Consider the following 16332-nt stretch of genomic DNA (forward strand, 5'->3'; position numbering starts at 1 on the left):
CTGATGTTGGGTGACCGATATCTAATTTTCTTTTTCATAGCAATTTTTTTCCCATCCTTGAATTTTTTAAGGGTGGGTTTTTGTTTTTAAGGGATATCAGGTATTGGGCAATTACATATCTTTGAAAAAATTGTTTGCATGGATCATATCCTTGTTGCCAAAAATGTTTCCAAAACCTATGGAAACTATACAGCGTTGAGCAACATATCTCTTGAGATTCCTAAAAATTGTATTTATGGACTTTTAGGCCCTAATGGGGCGGGGAAGACCTCTTTTATACGCATCATCAACCAGATCACACACCAAGATACTGGGGAGATTTTTTTCAATGGGGAACATTTGTCTCCAAAGCACATTGCCCTAATCGGTTATTTGCCCGAGGAAAGGGGATTGTACAAAAGTATGAAGGTAGGGGAACAAGCCCTTTATCTTGCCCAGCTTAAAGGATTGTCCAAACACGATGCCAAGGAACGACTTAAGTTTTGGTTTGAACGATTGAATATTGGCGATTGGTGGAACAAGAAGATACAAGAGCTTTCCAAAGGAATGGCGCAAAAGATTCAGTTCATTGTTACGGTACTCCATGAACCCAAACTGTTGATCTTTGATGAACCTTTCAGTGGTTTTGATCCCATCAATGCCAATATCATAAAAGATGAGATCCTTAAATTGAAGGAACAGGGAACTTCCATTATTTTTTCCACGCACCGCATGGAATCCGTGGAAGAATTGTGTGAATACATCGCCTTGATCCATAAATCAGAAAAGATTTTGGACGGGAAATTGGCGGATATTAAAAACGCCTACAAGAACAACATTTTTGATGTTGGCCTTCAAGTGGAAGCAAATGGCGAGGCCCTGATGCATTCCTTGGCAGAAAAATTCAATATCCTTTCATCCAACCTGCAAAAGCAAGAAGGTCATTTGGACTTTAAAGTTCAGTTGCCTTCATCCCATACGGGTGAAATTTTAAGGGAATTGTCCACGATTGGTAACCTCTACCGTTTTGATGAAACCATTCCTTCGGCCAACGACATTTTTATTCAAACTGTAAACAATAAGGAAAATGGCAAGTAAGCTCGGATTGATTATAAAACGGGAGTATTTGGCCAAGGTCAGGAACCGTTCTTTTATTGTAATGACCATATTGAGCCCGCTGTTGATCGTGGGTATGATCGTGTTGATCGCCTATTTGGCAAAGATCAATGACAACGAGACCCGGGTCATCTCTGTTTTGAACGAGAGTTCCTTTTTTCAAGAGGAATTTAAACCGACCAAGAGTTTGTCCTTTGTGCAATTGGACAACCTTACCCTTGAGCAGGCCAAGGATTCCACCAATGCATTGGAATATTATGGGTTGTTGCATATTCCTGAAGGCGATACTGTGGAAGAAGTGGCCCGCGCTACATATTTGTTCACCAAGGACAATCCTAATTCTGGGGTTACCCAAAAGTTGGAATCCATTTTCCAGAGACAATTGCGCCAAGACCGGCTAAAAAAACTTGGGGTGTCTTCCGATCAGTTTTCCAATGTGGAAGCCCCATTCGAAATCAATCTGGCCACTTTTGATGGAGAACGAAGTATCAAGGGAATCAATGAGATCAAGGCTTTTATTGGTGGTGGATTCGGATATGCCATTATGATGTTTATCATCATTTATGGTGGGTTTGTAATGCGTAGTGTTATAGAGGAAAAAACCAGCAGGATTATTGAAGTCATCATCTCCTCAGTAAAGCCCTTCCAGTTGATGTTGGGTAAGATTGTGGGTAATTCCCTTGCAGGGTTGACCCAATTCACCATTTGGATCATTTCCGCGTCGGTACTACTGTCACTGGTGGTGATGGTATTGGGGATTGATCTCAGTGCCTTGTCCGGAGATTCCAATATACCTGCCGGCCCAATGGGAGGCATGTCGCAATTAGCTCCAATGGATAGTGAAATGATGATGTACACCAAGGAGATTTTTGATATTCCATGGGGAATATTGATCATCTCGTTCTTTATCTATTTTGTATTGGGCTATCTGATTTACAGCTCCATTTATGCGGCCATAGGTGCGGCAGTGGACAATGAAACGGACACACAACAATTTATTTTCCCTATCATTTTGCCCTTGATGTTGGCCATTTATGTAGGATTCTTTTCTGTGTTCAGTAACCCGCATGGACCCATTGCCGTTGGTTTTTCACTTTTTCCACTTACATCGCCTATTGTTATGTTAATGCGATTACCGGGAGGAATAGGCGAAGGAGGAGTGCCTTTGTGGCAATTTTTGTTGTCCATTTTCCTTTTGATCATTACCTTTTTAGGGATTGTTTCGTTGGCTGCCAAAATCTATAGGGTCGGTATTTTAATGTATGGTAAAAAACCTACTTACAAGGAATTGGTGAAATGGTTGAGATATTAGCGCACTATGCAAGAAGGTAAGGAGGAAATAAAGGAAATTATAAAGGAAGATATCTGGGGGACCATTAAGGAGTTTCTGGATATGGGTATTCATCTTGGTCAAGGTGAAAAATCCATCAATTTGACCATTGGACTTCTTTTACTACTTACGCTTGCCTTGGTGGCCACCAAGTTTCTTTTAAAATGGCTTCGGTATCTCCTTACCCGAAAAATGGAAGTGGAGGACCAGCAAAAATTCACCAGTGTTTTTAAGTTCACCAACTATGTCATATATATCGTGGCCGTTCTGGTTACCCTCAGCGCCGCCGGGATCGATATTACCTTGGTGATCACCGCATCAGCGGCCTTGTTTGTTGGTTTGGGTCTGGCCCTTCAGGAATTGTTCAAGGATGTGTTGGGAGGAATTTTCATCATTATTGATAAATCCCTGCAAGTGGGTGATGTTGTGGAAGTGGATGGTAAGGTTGGAAAAGTTTTTGAAATAAAGCTACGCACCACACGTGCCATTACCCGGGATGATAAGGTGTTGATCTTGCCCAACCACAAGTTCATCAGTGATATTGTTTACAACTATACCCAAAACCATAAAACAACACGGGAAAAGGTCACTATTGGTGTAGCCTATGGAAGTGATGTGGTTTTAGTGACCCAATTATTGGAGCAAGTGGCCGCATCTCAAAAGCAAATATTGAAAAACCCGAAACCCTTTGTCCTTTTTGATGATTTTGGGGATTCGGCACTGATGTTCTCTATTAACTTTTTCACCAACGACAGTTTTAGGGATCCCAGGATAAAAAGCGAACTGCGGTACAAGATCAACGCCAAGTTCAAGGAGAACAACATAAGCATCCCTTTCCCACAACGCGATGTACATATTATTCAGCCAAAATCTTAAAAGATATAAAAACCTCATTTCACCATAGTGCTAATTGGGGGCTGTTGGCCTTCCTAGTACTGTTTTGCAGCAGTCTGGTTTTCTCCCAGAGCACCGATGTTCTTCGGGTAGAATACCTGAATATGCCCCCAAACGATACGGGTATAAAAACCCAGCGCTACAAGGCACTTTTCAATTTACCCATAAAAATCAATGCAAAAAATGATTATCTCATCACGGGATTGGAATACAATCGTTTTGATATGGGTTACACGGAAAACTACCCCTTTGATAAAAAAGAGTTGATCAGGTTCCATCTCATTGATATGAACTTTGGTTATATCACCAAATGGAACGAAAACTGGAACATTGTGGCCATTCTTACCCCTCGAATGGCATCCAATTTTATCAACGGAACCACCACCGATGACTTTTTTTTGAATGCCACGGCAACCTTCTGGAAGGAAAAACCAAATGCCGAAAAACCCTATCGCATCGTTTTAGGTCTAACCTATAACAGTACCACGGGTCTTCCGGTACCATTGCCCTTGATTAACTATTACAGGAGATTTCATCCCGATTGGGCCTTTACCCTTGGAATTCCGCGTTCCGATCTGAAATATTACGCATCCAAAAAACATGTTTTTGAAATGGCACTATTCTTGGATGGGTATTTTATAAATCTCCAGAACAACATTCTTTTGGAGGATGGCCAGTTGGCCTCAAAAATTTCGCTCACCTCGTTGCTGGGCACTGTGGGGTATCAATACAATGTTTCAAAACGCATGGCACTTTTTGCCATGGTAGGTAGATCATTGGTACAAGAAGGCAAATTGAGGAACGATGAGCAAGGGAATGTATTTTTGTTGAATGACGAGTCAAATCTTTATATTAGGACTGGCTTCAAGATTGGAATTTTTTAAAAGATAAGGTATGTCAAAGATATTGGTGATAGAGGACGAATCAGCGATCAGAAGGGTTTTGGTTAAAATATTGGCCGAAGAAAGTGATAGCTACCAAGTAATGGAAGCCGAGGATGGCCTTCAAGGAATCGAGACCATTAAAAAGGAAGACTTTGACTTAGTGCTTTGCGATATCAAAATGCCCAAAATGGATGGGGTGGAAGTGTTGGAAGCCGCTAAAAAAATCAAACCCGAAATCCCCTTTATTATGATTTCAGGCCATGGGGATTTGGATACCGCAGTGAACACCATGCGCTTAGGAGCCTTTGATTATATCTCCAAACCACCCGATTTGAACCGATTGTTGACTACGGTTAGAAATGCACTTGACAAAAAGGAGCTTGTCGCCGAAAACAAGATCTTAAAGAAAAAAGTCTCCAAGAATTATGAAATGATCGGGGACAGTGAAGAAATTGGGACCATAAAGGAAATGATCGAAAAGGTAGCCCCAACCGATGCTCGGGTATTGATCACAGGCTCGAACGGTACAGGGAAAGAGTTGGTGGCACACTGGCTGCACCAAAAAAGTCCACGCTCCGCCGCCCCTTTTATTGAAGTGAACTGTGCCGCAATTCCTTCAGAATTGATAGAAAGTGAATTGTTCGGACATGTGAAAGGAGCCTTTACCTCTGCTGTAAAGGATCGTGCAGGTAAATTTGAAGCTGCCAACCAAGGAACCATTTTCTTGGATGAGATTGGTGATATGAGTCTTTCCGCCCAAGCGAAAGTTTTGAGGGCCCTACAAGAGAACAAGATTTATCGTGTGGGTTCCGATAAAGACATTAAAGTTGACGTTCGTGTACTCGCAGCCACCAATAAAGACCTAAAAAAGGAAATAGAAGAAGGGAAGTTCAGGGAAGACCTTTACCATCGATTGGCGGTAATCTTGATAAAAGTACCCGCATTGAACGACCGAAGGGACGATATTCCGCTACTGATAGACCATTTTTCCCAAAAGATAGCTTCGGAGCAAGGATCTGCCCAAAAAGCATTTTCCAAAAAAGCCATTGATTTGCTTAAAGGGTACGATTGGACCGGAAACGTGCGGGAACTTCGCAACGTGGTGGAACGATTGATCATTCTGGGAGGCAAGGAAGTATCCGAAGAAGATGTAAAACTCTTCGCCAGCAAATAAATTCTTATTTACAATTCCCCAATTTTTCAAGGGCTTCACTGGATAGCGTCATCACCCTTTGATGATATTCTTTTTTGTGTGGGGATAACTTCGTATTTAAGAGGATCAATCGCGATTCTTCATAAATATTGGTGATAAAACGATGAGCGTCTTCACAATCCACATCGGTAACCACTTTTTCCAAAGAAGTTTCAAAACCTAGTAGACAGCTATGTACCTGCTCCTTCACCGAGCTATTTTGGGTCAAAAACAAAGCATTGTCATGATCTAAAACTTCCTTGGTGTTCATTACCAAGATATCATCGTTATAATTACTTGCGTTTTCCTGTTCAAACACTTTCAGGACCTTAATACCGATCATGGTATTTTCCAAAGCTTTGTGCAAGGCCAATTTGGAGGCCTTCAATGATTCGGTTTTGGTTGCAAATTTCAATTCCATCAAAGCACCCTCCAAACTTTCTATGGCGCCATCACAACCACAATCCAAAAAGTTGCTTCGGGTCTTTTCAATACCATTCAAAGCCTTGTAGGCGTGGTATTTGGCCATATCGATATTTTCGGCCAGGACAGCGTCCTCAATCTTATTTTTGATATAGATCAAATTGGAGTTGGCATACTCGCAGGCATTCCTGGTAGAAAAGGCGGTCATCAGCCAAAAGCCTAGTAGCCCAAGGGCAAAGGCAATAAGTAGGATTATTTTCCTTGCTTTCATAACGCTTCTTGATTTGGGACAATGCGTGTTTGATTATCACTAAGTTACGTGGGTAAATTCTGTCAAAGATTAAAAAATCGATAAAATGCCATCTATACCCACGAGTGGTAAATAAATCGATGAACAACACCTTTGTTGGGTAGTTGAGCGAATGCTGAAAAAGACTTATATTCATTCCTATGGAAAAAATAAACACACAAAGGTTTTTGGTGCAGGATGCAGTGAAACTGGCCAATGAACCCACCTTTGATGATCTTGGTGCCACCAAAAAGGAACTGAAGGAGGAATTAAAGGATATACGAAAGAAATTGGGTGAGTTTCAAGATACCCTATACGCCCATGGAAAATATGGTGTACTGGTCTGTTTGCAAGGGATGGACACTGCGGGAAAGGACAGCCTTGTTCGGGAAGTTTTCAAGGATTTCAATGTGCGAGGTGTTGTGGTGCACAGTTTCAAGGTGCCTACTTCCCTAGAAAGAAAGCACGATTACTTATGGCGACATTACATTGCCTTACCTGAACGTGGCAAATTCTCAGTGTTCAATCGTACCCATTATGAAAATGTGCTGGTGACCAAGGTGCACCCTGAATATATTTTGGGCGAGAGTTTGCCGGGGGTTGAATCTGTTGCGGATATAGATGCCGAATTTTGGGAGAAACGTTACCAGCAAATCAATGAATTTGAGCAACATGTAGCGGAGAACGGAACGATCATTTTCAAATTTTTCCTGAACCTATCCAAAGACCAACAACGCCATCGGCTATTAAGGCGGATTGAACTGAAACAAAAAAACTGGAAATTTTCACCGGGCGATCTTGCGGAACGAAAACTTTGGGAAAAGTATCAGGAATGTTATGAGGAAGCCATCAACAAAACATCTACCGAACATGCGCCTTGGTACGTGATCCCAGCCGACAGTAAGAAGGGGGCAAGGGTCATTGTGGCCGCCATTATGCTGGAAGCGTTAAAAAAATACAAAGATATAGAGGAACCCGAGTTGGATGATGAAATAAAAGCTAATTTAGAAATCTTTAAGCAAGAATTGGAAAAAGAATCCTAATGAGAAAAGTTCTCCTATTGGCCGTATTATTGGCCAGTACCCCCTTTTTTTCACAGACTGAAGACGAAAAACAGCTCAAGGCCATTTACGATATGGCGTTGACCAAAGGAAAGGCCTATGATTGGCTCAACTATTTGTCCAATCAAATTGGTGGCCGACTTTCAGGTTCCGTACAGGCCCAACACGCAGTGGACTATACCAAAACCCAATTGGATGCTCTTGGGTTGGATAAGGTATGGCTCCAGCCCGTAATGGTGCCCAAGTGGGTGAGGGGAATTCCTGAATTTGCTTATTTTGAAACTTCCCCTGGACTTACCACCAATGTGCCCATTTGCGCTTTGGGAGGTTCAGTGGCTACACCGGATGGTGGCCTAAAGGCCAATATTGTTGAGGTGAAGGGATTGGATGAACTGGAAAAGTTGGGTAGGGCCAAGATTGAAGGCAAGATCGTTTTTTACAACAGACCGATGGATCCCACTCTCATCAACACATTTGAAGCCTATTCCGGTTGTGTGGACCAACGGGCTTCGGGTGCGGTGGAAGCTGCCAAATTCGGGGCTTTGGGTGTCATTGTTCGTTCCATGAACCTCAGGTTGGACGATTATCCGCATACAGGATCCATGCGTTATGGGGATACTCCTGTAAATCAAAGGATACCTGCCGCTGCCATTAGTACCAATGCGGCGGAATTGTTGAGCGCTACCTTAAAATTGAATCCCAATACTAAGTTTTATTTCAAACAGAACTGCAAACAGTATGAAGATGTACAGTCTTACAATGTGATCGGGGAAATTACCGGAAGCACTTACCCTAAAGAAGTTATGGTGGTTGGTGGTCATCTGGATTCTTGGGATTTAGGTGATGGCTCCCATGACGATGGTGCAGGGTGCGTGCAAAGTATGGATGTTTTGCGCTTGTTGAAAGAAACCGGATACAAACCCAAGCGTACCCTACGTGTGGTTTTATTTATGAACGAGGAAAACGGCATGCGTGGTGGTAATAAATATGCCGAAGTGGCCCGTAACAACAATGAACAACATGTTTTTGCCTTGGAAAGTGATTCAGGTGGTTTTACCCCAAGGGGATTTTCCATAGATGCCTCCGATGAAAATATTGAACAGATACAAGGCTGGAGAGATTTGTTTGCGCCGTATTTGATCCATGTATTTCAAAAAGGAGGAAGCGGTGCGGATATTGGGCCTTTGAAGGATGATGGTATTGTACTGGCTGGATTGAGACCTGATACCCAGCGCTATTTTGATTATCACCATGCCGAAAACGACACTTTTGAACACGTGAACAAGCGCGAATTGGAACTGGGTGCAGCGACTATGGCCAGTCTGGTATATCTTATTGATAAATACGGTACTGTTCCCAACTAAAAAATAAAAGGGTAGTAGGGATTATTCCCCTTCACTTTTTAGGATTTTCTCGATTCGTTTATCGGGTACCAACCAAATGATGGCCACCAAAACGAACATGGCTCCAGAAATCCATTCGTTTACCCAGGCCATTGCAATTCCGATGATGTAGAGCACTGGGGAAAGTTTTCCTTTCAAATCGTTTCCTACGGCATGTTTAAGTAGGGAACCTTCACCTTGTGAATGGATAATGGAATTTTGAAGAAAAAAATAGGCAATGGCGGCCATCAACATGATGAAACCGTACAAGGCCATCGTTTCCGCTGCGAAATGGTTTTCACCCATCCAACCGGTAACAAAGGGTACCAAGGACAACCAAAATAAAAGATGCAGATTTGCCCACAGGATTTTACCACTCACCTTTTTTACGGTATGCAACATGTGATGATGGTTGTTCCAATAAATGCCCAAGTAAATAAAACTGAGTACATAACTTAAAAAAATGGGCAAAAGGGGCAGCAGGTCGTTAAAACTGTTTCCGTGGGGTACCTTGATTTCTAGGACCATAATGGTGATGATGATGGCCAGCACCCCATCACTAAAAGCTTCCATTCTTCCCTTGGTCATAATGTTCAGTTTAAAGGTTGATAATTGGGTTGTTTAGGTAAATTCTCTGGTTTGGTCTTACCAGCTTGTCGCATTCGTTTCGGGCCGTACCATAGCCAAAATCCGGTTATGGTAAAGAGTAACAGACTAATGCCCATCACCGTAGTATAGACTAGTTTGATATATCCATCCGTGCCCAGGTATCGGTCCAAAATGGAACCATCATGCACATTTTCCAAGAAATCCGATTTTCTTTGTGCTACGGAAAGTACTTTTCCTGTTGCGCCATCCAACTGTACTTCATAATAGGCATCCACAAATAAGAACTTTACGGAACCTTTTTGTTTTCGCATATCGATACGGTCCAACTCCAAAGAAAGGTCGGGCGAAACCAAATCATGCAAGGCGGCACAGGCTATGGTGTGGAGGCTGTCCACAGGAAGCCAATCTTTTAATTCTGCCGTGGTGCCTTTTTGGGTTTCGGGAAGTATGATACCATTGGAATTTTTTTTCCAACCCAAAATGAGCCCGGTTATTGAAATGAAAAAAAAGAAGATGAATAATAAAGCTCCGGTGGTTCTGTGTATTTTTCTAAAAATCCGAAGTATTTTGGCCTGTTGTGTCCGTTTGCCCATTCTTGTTTGGTTGAAGCCTAAAGATCATCAAAATATGTGAAAGGCTAAAGCAACGGACAAAGGATTAACACTTGGTCATCCGTACTATGGTTGACCTATTCCATTTGAAGAAAGGGTGTTTAACTTCCAGCTAAAGGAGAACCGAAAACCCCAACGGCCAATTCGGCCCAAATTAGTAGAAAGAGAACAATGATGGCCGAGATCCATAACAATTTCTTGTTCGGTGTTCTTCCTTTTCTAAGGATCAGGTCCACGGCAAACCCAACACCCACCAGAAGAATACCCGCCACAACAAAATCGTTCAACGACCAATTTACGTCACTCGTAAACTGCATGGCAACCAAGGGAATCAGTAAAAGCAGGGCAACAGTTCCCAATATGGTCAGTGGTCGTTTCGTTGAAAGCATGGCTAAATTATTTTAGGTACGGTAGACAAAAGGGTTTTAAAAGAATTTAGGGAAAGATTAACCTGAAATCCAAGGTAGAGCGAAGTTTTTCCAAAATCTCAATTATTCTGAAATTTTGATATCAGGGTTTTTTTCCAATATCTTTTCAATGAAACTTTCGTTGGTATCCGGGCTGATATAGATTTCATCAAACCTATCAAACTTTACGATGAGGCCCTTTCTGGCAGTGGCAGGTTTTAATCCAACCCACAAGGTTTTTCCTTTCTCAATTTCCCTGATACGGTCATAGCTGATTTTTCCTCTCATCGGTCCACATTGATACACCAGTCCATCGGGCGCAAGTTCGTATCGGGTGCCAAAATACATCCAGAGTAAAAAGAAGGTAACTCCTAAAACAATTGCAAGTGAAAAGTAGTTGATGGAATTCATTTTATTGGAAAAAATGTCGATTACCAATGGTGCCATTATCAACAAGATAACGACAGCAATAATGGAACTGAATAAAATATCCTTTCTACTGTTGAATTTCATCAATTATGCTCTTTTGGATTTCTTCATTAAAAACCACCCGCCCAAAATGGAAACCGGGGCAAAAATGAAAATGGCAATGATCTGTGTCCAATGGTTGCCCTCCGATTTAAATAGGGAAAAAGTTGCGAATCCGGCTATGATCCCGGCCAAAATATAATTGGTGCGTAAATTCTTCTTGTTGGCAATCCAACAGGCCAAAAGTCCGGATATGAACGAAGTTGCAGCGCCATACAATGCGGTCAATAAGGCAAATCCAATAGTAGGATATCCGTGCGGATTTTGTCCACTTAGGTTAAAGAATAGAAGTGAGGTGAACACAAAAAACGCGTATCCAACAAAAATGCCTAAGATTATCCTAATCATGTTTTCAATTTTAATGTGTTACAACTGATTGCTGGAGGGTTATTTTTAAGAACCGTTTTTTTCAAAATAGTTTTTAAAGAAAACGAGCTGGTACTCAATGGAATTTTTCCAATACGGCCAATTGTGTTCTCCTGGTCGTTCAATATAATCATGTGGAATTTTCATCTCCAACATCTTATTGTGCAAGGCCTTGTTCACTTCGTAAAAGAAATCGTCGGTGCCACAGTCAAAAATGATGGAAAGGCTATCGGTAGGATAAACATCGAGCATGTTGATGACCGTCATGTTCTTCCAATTGTCTTTGTAATTAATCGTGTCTCCGATCTGTTCCGAAATCTCCCAATTTTTCTTAAAAGGGGTGATATCTACCCCGCCACTTGTACTGCCCATAGTCCCAAAAACATCGGGGTGGCGTAATCCCAAGTAAAAACCGCCATGTCCTCCCATGCTCAAGCCGGTAATGGCACGATGGTTTCGGTCGGCAATAGTTCGGTAGTGATCATCAACATAGGCAACAACCTCCTTGCTCACATGGGTTTCATATTTGCGCTTTGGGTCGATGGGGCTATCATAATACCAACTGTTGTAACCACCATCAGGGCAGACCAAGATCATTTGGTGTTCATCTGCATAATCCTTCAGGTTTGGGGCAATTTCCAACCAAGAGGAATACGATCCACTATGCCCATGCAACAAATAGACCACCGGATATTTTTTATCCGAATCCGAATAATTGTCCGGTTTTATTACGACACATTTGATGTTTTTCTGCATGGATGGACTGTAAATGGCAACCGTGTCCACGGTAGAAGCAAAAAGGCTTGTGGTGGCCAATAAAAGAAAAATGGATAGTATCGTTTTTACCATTTGGTTAGGGTTTTGGTAGGTTTGATAGTTCATGTTGGTTTTAGATGTGAATCTGACTTTAGCCTTCTAATTTAATGGATAATCGGAAAAATTGGATAGCGAGTACCATAAAATCACGTCATCAAGCTTATGGACCGCCAGATATTAAATACGATTCCACTAATGCTATAATGACCGATTTGCTTTCTATGTAAGCATCCCAAACGGATAAGCACCAACTATGGATTATTTCGTCCCGTTTTGGTCCCGGAGGAACTGCCAAAACATTGGAAATTTGAATTGCACCTCTATTATCGGGAAGCGATATGTTGGGCCAATTTCTTTTGTTATCCGCCATTTTCATATGGAAAAGTTGCACTTCTTTTCCTGTAAAACCTTTTTCCAAATGCAGAAATAGACCAACTAGTGCAAATACAACAGTGATAGGTTTTGTATGAAGATCGGCGGTCTGAGCTGCATAGGCATCCACAATATGTTGATGGATAAATGCCTCGCTTTTGTGCGATAAGGTATAAAAAGCCAATTCGTGAAACTCTTTTTCCATTACCCTTCAGTTTGCCACTTTCATTCCGAAGATGAATTACTTTTTAATCTCGTAACAAAGTTCCACCATGCCATTTTTGTAGGCTGTGGTATCTTTTAGGTGCAAGGGAAGTTCCTGGCCAAGCTGGTCAAAAAAGGGCAATCCGTTCCCAAGAAGAATGGGCAGGATGCCCATACGAATTTCATCCACTAATTTCAGATTGATGAAGTCTTTGGCAAGTTGGGCACCACCCACAATCCAAACATTCTTGTACTTTGGTTTTAAATGTTCTTCAACCAATTTGATAAGATCACCCGAATAGAATTCAATATTGGGTCTTTCATCGGTCAGTTCCCTATTGGTAATCACAATGGTGGGTTTGTCCCCATAGACCCATCCATAATTTTTGGAAAGTTCAAGGGCTAGTTCATAGGTTTTGGAGCCCATCACATAACAATCAATGGTCTTCAGGAAAGCTTCCGGGTCTTGTCCGGACACACCTTTTTCATAACTGTCCGATGTATCGAACCAACCCATACTGTTGTCTTTTTTGGCAATGAAACCATCAAGACTAGCTACCATGTGAAGGGTCAAAGTAAAGGGTTTTGGTGACATGGAAATGAGTTAATTATTGGTTGAAGTGTTTTTGAAAATACTTGTTGTCCAACACATCAAGATTTAAATGTACCACTTTTTTAAAAAGGAAATGAGTCATATTTTCAATCTGGGTTTTGCAAACTCTGGCACTAAAACCGTTCTCAAAAATAAAGTTTTAGATGTACTTTAATCCAGCCCATTTCAAGGTATTGCACCATAAAACCCTTACCTTTGCAACCTTGGAAAAATCCAAGGTCGAGAAATCGAATAATCCTATTAAAAATAAAAAAATGCAAGACGGAATTTATGCTAAGTTCAATACCAAAAAAGGGGAAATATTGGTAAAACTTACCCATGATAAAACCCCAGGAACAGTTGGTAACTTTGTTGCACTGGCAGAAGGAAATATGGAGAATGAGGCAAAACCTCAAGGAAAACCTTATTACGATGGGTTGAAATTTCATAGGGTGATTGCCGACTTTATGATCCAAGGTGGATGTCCGCTCGGAACAGGTACAGGAGATCCAGGTTATAAGTTCGATGATGAGTTCCATCCCGATCTAATGCACGATACTCCAGGGGTTCTGTCCATGGCCAATGCCGGACCTGGTACCAACGGAAGCCAGTTTTTCATCACCCATGTGGCCACCCCATGGTTGGATAAAAAACATACCGTTTTTGGACATGTGGTGGAAGGCCAAGATGTAGTGGATGCTATTTCTCAGGGTGATACCATCGATAGTTTGGAAATTGTAAGGGTAGGGGACGAAGCCCAAAATTGGAACGCTATTGAGGCATTTAGGGTTTTTGAAGGAGCAAGAGCCAAACGTATTGCAGAGGCCAAGGCACAAGCAGAAGCCGAAATGGAAAAGTTGGCAGCTGGTTTTGATAAAACTGACAGTGGCCTTCGATATAAAATCATTCAAAAGGGGAACGGACCCAAAGCCGAAAGAGGCAAAACGGTTTCAGTACACTATGAAGGCGCATTACCGAACGGAAAGGTTTTCGATTCTTCCTTTAAAAGAAACCAACCCATAGATTTTACATTGGGAATCGGTCAAGTTATCCCAGGTTGGGACGAAGGTATCGGCTTATTGCAAGTGGGTGATAAGGCGAGGTTTGTGATTCCGTCACACTTGGCTTACGGTAGTGCAGGAGCAGGTGGTGTAATTCCCCCCAATGCAACCTTGATCTTTGATGTAGAATTGATGAAAGTGAAGTAGTTTACCTCACTTACAGAATAAGGAAAAGCTTCCAGAAATGGGAGCTTTTTTATTTGGATCGGTTCACACTCAAAAGGAGCAAACAAAGGTTTAAGGCCAATAGGCAAAGCAAAACGCTAAAAAAGGTATTCATGGTTGTGTGTGTTTTTTCGTATAACAATCCAACGAAAAAATACCCTACCTATTGCTCAAAATGTATAGATTGCTGTTTTTCGTTATTTTTTGGACCCATTCACGCTCAAAAAGAGCAAAAGAACGTTAATGAGCAAAAGAAACGAGAGTACTCCAAAAAAAGTGTTCATGCAGTTATAGGGTTAATGGTTTTGGGGGGAACAAAACTTGTTTGTATAAAGTAGATTGTGAATATGAAATAGGTTGCGTAAAAAATGCAATAAAAAATAAAGCCCGGACATTTGCCCAGGCTTTACATATAAAAAAGTGTGTTGATACCTTAATCTATTACTTGTACATTAACGGCGTTCATTCCTTTTTTACCTTGTTGTAGTTCGAATTCTACAACATCACCTTCTCTAATTTCGTCTACCAAACCTGAGACATGTACAAAGTGATCTTTTTTTGAACCATCTTCGGTGATAAAGCCGTAGCCCTTAGAATCGTTGAAGAATTTTACTGTTCCTTTAGCCATAATAAAAATTAAAAAAATTAAATGAGCCGCGAATGTACATTTAATTTATTGATAATTAGGTATTTTTATTGATTAAATAATTGTTATGCCGTTGGATCGGGTGTCAAACGCAGATACGGTTTGATTTCTTCCACTCCTTTTACGAACATTTCCTTGGCCGTTTCGGTAGGTATTGCGGGGCTTACCACTACTTTTTCACCGTGTTCCCAGTTGGCAGGAGTCGCTACTTTATGGTTGGCGGTCAATTGCAAAGAATCCACAACACGCAACAATTCATAAAAGTTACGACCTGTTGAAGCAGGATAGGTCAAGATCAATTTTACTTTTTTATCCGGGCCGATGATGAATACCGAGCGCACGGTAAAGGTGTCATTGGCATTCGGGTGGATCATGTCGTACAGGTCGGAAACCTTTCTATCCTCATCGGCAATGATCGGAAAGTTTACGGTGGTGTGTTGGGTCTCGTTGATATCCTTGATCCATTCTTTGTGCGATTCGGCACCGTCCACGCTCAAGGCCATCATTTTCACGTTTCTTTTGTCAAATTCCCCTTTAAACTTGGCCGCAGTACCCAATTCGGTGGTACAGACCGGTGTAAAATCGGCAGGGTGGGAGAACAGAATTCCCCAACCATCACCCAAATAATCATAAAAATTCAGGGTTCCTTCAGAGGTTACCGCTGTAAAATCGGGAGCGGTATCACCCAATCTAAGAGTTGCCATATATATTGTTTTTAGTGTTGAAAAATCATTATCCTACAAATTTAGTAGATAAATCGGGACCGTGGATTATTTTAGGTTAAAAGTGTATTAAAAATCTTTGCCCTGCATATGATGAATGGATAAGCTGTCTCGATTTAAACTTTGTTACTTTTGAATTATGGAAAACACAACTTTGGAACAACTCCGCTATCCCATCGGGAAATTTGAAAAACCCTCAATCATTACAGAAGACCTTTTACACGAATGGATTTCCGTTTTGGAACATTTGCCCCAGCGATTGGAAGACTTGGTAAAACCATTGAACGAATCACAATTAGAAACCCCATACCGGCCAGGCGGGTGGACAGTTAGGCAAGTGGTGCACCACATTTCCGATAGTCACCACAACAGTTATATCCGTTTTAAATGGGCGTTAACGGAGAATGACCCGGTTATCAAAGCTTATGATGAAAAAGCTTGGGCCGAACTTTTTGATACCCGAACAGCACCCATTCAAATGTCGCTAGATCATTTAAGGGCCGTACACGCCAAGTTGGTCTATCTGTTGAAGGGACTTTCCAAAGAAGATTTTAAGAAGCAATTTATCCATCCGGACGGCAATTTGCCTACTAGTTTGGATGAAAATGTTGGCAGATACGCTTGGCACAGCAACCATCACTATGCCCATATTGCCAATTTGATCCTGCGGGAAGGCTGGTAGT

20 protein-coding genes are annotated in these 16332 nt (G+C 41.6%); 9 read left to right on the top strand and 11 right to left on the bottom strand.

All coding sequences use genetic code 11. The features are described 5' to 3' along the window. The first annotated feature begins 138 nt into the window (after positions 1 to 138). The 5 genes from LKX84_RS01650 to LKX84_RS01670 are packed head-to-tail and all read left to right on the top strand — an operon-like array spanning position 139 to position 5377. Positions 139 to 1077, top strand: coding sequence for an ABC transporter ATP-binding protein (locus tag LKX84_RS01650; RefSeq protein WP_228235378.1), 939 nt, complete (start codon positions 139 to 141; stop codon positions 1075 to 1077). After that, entirely contained in the window at positions 1067 to 2407 is a 1341-nt protein-coding gene (locus tag LKX84_RS01655) for an ABC transporter permease (protein WP_228235379.1), read from the top strand. The genes LKX84_RS01650 and LKX84_RS01655 overlap by 11 nt, the downstream gene beginning before the upstream one ends. 6 nt (positions 2408 to 2413) lie before the next feature. Continuing rightward, positions 2414 to 3301: a mechanosensitive ion channel family protein gene (locus LKX84_RS01660; protein ID WP_228235380.1), complete on the top strand. Its 888-nt coding sequence runs from the start codon at positions 2414 to 2416 to the stop codon at positions 3299 to 3301. 44 nt (positions 3302 to 3345) lie between these two features. Further along, positions 3346 to 4203, top strand: a complete 858-nt coding sequence (locus LKX84_RS01665) for a DUF6268 family outer membrane beta-barrel protein (protein ID WP_228235381.1) — start codon at positions 3346 to 3348, stop codon at positions 4201 to 4203. 10 nt (positions 4204 to 4213) lie between these two features. Further along, positions 4214 to 5377, top strand: coding sequence for a sigma-54-dependent transcriptional regulator (locus LKX84_RS01670; RefSeq protein WP_228235382.1), 1164 nt, complete (start codon positions 4214 to 4216; stop codon positions 5375 to 5377). Between the two features lie 4 nt (positions 5378 to 5381). On the opposite strand, the gene LKX84_RS01675 is transcribed toward LKX84_RS01670, so the two are convergent. Further along, on the bottom strand, positions 5382 to 6089 hold the full coding sequence (locus LKX84_RS01675; protein WP_228235383.1) for a hypothetical protein: 708 nt from the start codon (positions 6087 to 6089) through the stop codon (positions 5382 to 5384). Positions 6090 to 6268: 179 nt separating this feature from the next. Between LKX84_RS01675 and LKX84_RS01680 the strand changes: the two genes are divergently transcribed. Both LKX84_RS01680 and LKX84_RS01685 read left to right on the top strand, forming a co-directional pair. After that, complete coding sequence (locus LKX84_RS01680) at positions 6269 to 7150, top strand: PPK2 family polyphosphate kinase (protein WP_228235384.1); 882 nt, start codon at positions 6269 to 6271, stop codon at positions 7148 to 7150. Beyond that, the gene (locus tag LKX84_RS01685) at positions 7150 to 8532 is read left to right on the top strand and encodes a M20/M25/M40 family metallo-hydrolase (protein ID WP_228235385.1); all 1383 of its coding nucleotides are present in this window, start codon (positions 7150 to 7152) and stop codon (positions 8530 to 8532) included. The genes LKX84_RS01680 and LKX84_RS01685 overlap by 1 nt, the downstream gene beginning before the upstream one ends. A gap of 21 nt (positions 8533 to 8553) precedes the next feature. Here LKX84_RS01685 and LKX84_RS01690 read toward each other — a convergent pair whose 3' ends face one another. The 8 genes from LKX84_RS01690 to LKX84_RS01725 form a co-directional block, all read right to left on the bottom strand. After that, entirely contained in the window at positions 8554 to 9138 is a 585-nt protein-coding gene (locus LKX84_RS01690) for a TMEM175 family protein (protein WP_228235386.1), read from the bottom strand. A gap of 5 nt (positions 9139 to 9143) precedes the next feature. After that, the gene (locus LKX84_RS01695) at positions 9144 to 9752 is read right to left on the bottom strand and encodes a PepSY domain-containing protein (RefSeq protein ID WP_228235387.1); all 609 of its coding nucleotides are present in this window, start codon (positions 9750 to 9752) and stop codon (positions 9144 to 9146) included. 119 nt (positions 9753 to 9871) lie between these two features. Continuing rightward, the gene (locus tag LKX84_RS01700) at positions 9872 to 10159 is read right to left on the bottom strand and encodes a hypothetical protein (protein ID WP_228235388.1); all 288 of its coding nucleotides are present in this window, start codon (positions 10157 to 10159) and stop codon (positions 9872 to 9874) included. A gap of 102 nt (positions 10160 to 10261) precedes the next feature. Then, positions 10262 to 10690, bottom strand: a complete 429-nt coding sequence (locus LKX84_RS01705) for a PH domain-containing protein (protein ID WP_228235389.1) — start codon at positions 10688 to 10690, stop codon at positions 10262 to 10264. A gap of 3 nt (positions 10691 to 10693) precedes the next feature. Beyond that, entirely contained in the window at positions 10694 to 11053 is a 360-nt protein-coding gene (locus LKX84_RS01710) for a hypothetical protein (protein WP_228235390.1), read from the bottom strand. A gap of 45 nt (positions 11054 to 11098) precedes the next feature. Next, a complete protein-coding gene (locus LKX84_RS01715; RefSeq protein ID WP_228235391.1) occupies positions 11099 to 11920 on the bottom strand; it encodes an alpha/beta hydrolase in 822 nt (273 codons plus the stop codon). A 127-nt stretch (positions 11921 to 12047) separates the two neighbouring features. After that, positions 12048 to 12464: a DUF5946 family protein gene (locus LKX84_RS01720; protein WP_228235392.1), complete on the bottom strand. Its 417-nt coding sequence runs from the start codon at positions 12462 to 12464 to the stop codon at positions 12048 to 12050. Positions 12465 to 12500: 36 nt separating this feature from the next. Further along, positions 12501 to 13058 (bottom strand): dihydrofolate reductase family protein, encoded by a 558-nt coding sequence (locus LKX84_RS01725; protein ID WP_228235393.1) that lies wholly within the window; start codon positions 13056 to 13058, stop codon positions 12501 to 12503. Between the two features lie 272 nt (positions 13059 to 13330). Between LKX84_RS01725 and LKX84_RS01730 the strand changes: the two genes are divergently transcribed. Beyond that, positions 13331 to 14263, top strand: coding sequence for a peptidylprolyl isomerase (locus LKX84_RS01730; RefSeq protein ID WP_228236070.1), 933 nt, complete (start codon positions 13331 to 13333; stop codon positions 14261 to 14263). 451 nt (positions 14264 to 14714) lie between these two features. Here LKX84_RS01730 and LKX84_RS01735 read toward each other — a convergent pair whose 3' ends face one another. Together LKX84_RS01735 and LKX84_RS01740 are read right to left on the bottom strand one after the other, a co-directional pair. Continuing rightward, positions 14715 to 14909, bottom strand: coding sequence for a cold-shock protein (locus tag LKX84_RS01735; RefSeq protein ID WP_228235394.1), 195 nt, complete (start codon positions 14907 to 14909; stop codon positions 14715 to 14717). Positions 14910 to 14992: 83 nt separating this feature from the next. Further along, the gene (locus LKX84_RS01740; protein ID WP_228235395.1) at positions 14993 to 15631 is read right to left on the bottom strand and encodes a peroxiredoxin; all 639 of its coding nucleotides are present in this window, start codon (positions 15629 to 15631) and stop codon (positions 14993 to 14995) included. A gap of 157 nt (positions 15632 to 15788) precedes the next feature. On the opposite strand from LKX84_RS01740, the gene LKX84_RS01745 reads away from it, so the two are divergent. Further along, on the top strand, positions 15789 to 16331 hold the full coding sequence (locus LKX84_RS01745; protein WP_228235396.1) for a YfiT family bacillithiol transferase: 543 nt from the start codon (positions 15789 to 15791) through the stop codon (positions 16329 to 16331). Position 16332 lies beyond the last annotated feature (1 nt).

Origin of the sequence: Allomuricauda sp. M10 (genome assembly GCF_020782875.1) — a bacterium.
Classification (GTDB): domain Bacteria; phylum Bacteroidota; class Bacteroidia; order Flavobacteriales; family Flavobacteriaceae; genus Flagellimonas.